The organism is Pseudomonas protegens, assembly GCF_003732485.1.
GTDB lineage: Bacteria > Pseudomonadota > Gammaproteobacteria > Pseudomonadales > Pseudomonadaceae > Aquipseudomonas > Aquipseudomonas protegens_B.
This window is the reverse complement of the sequence record NZ_MOAK01000086.1, coordinates 617,424-619,503: the sequence shown is the minus strand read 5'-3', so window position 1 is coordinate 619,503 and position 2,080 is coordinate 617,424. Positions and strand designations below refer to the sequence as shown.

Annotated in this window: 2 protein-coding genes; both read right to left on the bottom strand. The window is 61.9% G+C overall.

The genetic code is table 11. From position 1 onward, the window contains the following. Positions 1-391: CoA transferase subunit A (locus BLX41_RS36685; RefSeq protein ID WP_311197603.1), on the bottom strand; the 391-nt coding region annotated here is incomplete at its 3' end. Between the two features lie 189 nt (positions 392-580). After that, positions 581-1,927, bottom strand: a complete 1,347-nt coding sequence (pcaK, locus tag BLX41_RS29845; RefSeq protein WP_123727762.1) for a 4-hydroxybenzoate transporter PcaK — start codon at positions 1,925-1,927, stop codon at positions 581-583. Between the last annotated feature and the right edge of the window lie 153 nt (positions 1,928-2,080).

Below are 2,080 nucleotides of genomic sequence, written 5' to 3'. Positions count from 1 at the left end.
GATCGGAGCCGGCATAGGCGCGCAGTACCGCGAATGGCAGTCCGGAGGCACCGGCCACATAGGCGTTGGCCAGGTCGGCGTGACTGTGCTCTTCAATTTCCAGGGGCTGCGGCCACTGCTTTTCCACGGCGTCGCGCAGGCGATGCAGGGAGCCAACGCCCGGGTTGCCGCCCCAGGAGAAAATCAGCTTGCGAGCGCAACCGGCACCGATCAACTGGTCGTAGATCAGGTCAGGCGTCATCCGTACCAGGGTCAGGTCTTTCTTGCCCTGGCGGATGATTTCATGACCTGCGGCCGTAGGGATCAGGTGGGTGAAGCCTTCGAGTGCGACGGTGTCACCGTCGTTGACGAATTGCTTCACCGCGTCGTGCAGCGAAAGGATTTCAGCCATGGATGGGGTCTCCCGATTGTTATTCAGCGACTGGAGAAAAAGGCGCTCTGGGCGCGCCGCAGTGACTGAAGATTAAGCCGGAGCAATACCCCAAACAATCCGATAATCGACTGAGCGTTCGATTATCGAACGGATTGTTGCAGGGCTATCGATCCTCGCCCTGCACCCAATCCGGGTCTTTATTGCCTGTCAGGTGGCGTCCGCATGGCTGACCATGCCCTTGATCACTACCGCCGTGGTGGCCAGCGCCGCAGGGATTACCAGCGCGGTCAGCACCTGCTCGAAGTTCCAGCCCAGCCCCAGCAGAGTGGCGCCCATCCAGGCACCGAGAATGGCGCCGAAACGGCCGATGCCGAGCATCCAGGACACCCCGGTGGCCCGTCCCTGGGTCGGATAGAAACGCGCCGCCAGGGAAGGCATCGCCGATTGCGCACCGTTGACGCACATGCCGGCGATCAGCACCAGGGTCGCGAGCACGGTGATGTTGCCCAGGCTTTGTCCCACGGCATAGGCGAAGACCCCAGCCAGCAGGTAGAAGCAGCCAATCACCTTGTGCGGATTGAAACGGTCCATGGCCCAACCCACGGCGACCGCGCTGAGCACCCCGCCGAACTGGAACAAGGCACCGATAAAGGCCGCCTGCTCCATACTGGCGCCACTGTCGCGCATCAGGGTCGGCAACCAGCTGGTCAGCAGGTAGACAATCACCAGGCCCATGAAATAGGTGAGCCACAGCAGCAGAGTGCCGATGCTGTAAGTGCCGGAGAAGATCACGGCAAAAACGTTGCGCGCCTTCACCGTCTTCTGTTCCGGCACGCTGAAACTGCCGGCCTCGCCGACTATGGCCGGAGCGATGGGAGCCAGGGTCTTGCGCACCTTGTCGGTCCCGCGATTGCGCACCACCAGATAACGCGCCGACTCCGGCAGCCAGACCACCAGTACCAGGGCCAGGATCAGCGGCAGGACGCCACCGATCAGCAACAGGCTGTGCCAACCGAAGGCCGGGATCAGCTTGGCGGAAATGAAACCACCTCCCGCCATGCCCAGGTTGAACCCGCAGAACATGCTGGTCACCAGCAGCGACTTATGTCGCTCGGGGGTGTACTCCGAAAGCAGCGTGGTGGCATTGGGCATCCCCGCCCCCAGGCCCAGGCCAGTGAGAAAACGCAGCACCAGCAACTGGTCGACGTTGGAACTGTAGGCCGAAGCCAGGCTGAAGGCGCCAAACAGCAGCACCGCCCCTACCAGCACCACCTTGCGACCAAAACGGTCAGCCAGGGGCCCGGAACCCAGGGCACCGAAGACCATGCCGATCAGCGCCGCACTCATCACCGGCCCCAGGCTGGCACGGTCGATGCCCCAGTCCTGGGACAACGCCGGGGCGATAAAGCCCATGGCCGCAGTGTCCAGGCCATCGAGGAAGACAATCAGGAAACACAGGATCACTACTCGCCACTGGTAACGGGACAGCGGCTGGGAATTGATGAAGGACTGCACATCGAGGCAGTTCCCTACAGCGGATTGGGGTTGATTCATTGTTTTTATTTCCACACTAAAACGCAGGCGAGCACAGGCCGCCAAGGGCTGATCAGGTCACGTAGAAAGGGTGGCGAAAATCAGGCGATTCGAGCGGGACGGCAGGAACGGTCACGGCAACGACGCAGGGAGAGCATGCTCATGAGTTGGCCT

Bases quoted from the DNA above. Each gene is read 5' to 3' on its own strand.
- pcaK (WP_123727762.1), bottom strand. From the start codon at position 1,927: ATGAATCAACCCCAATCCGCTGTAGGGAACTGCCTCGATGTGCAGTCC.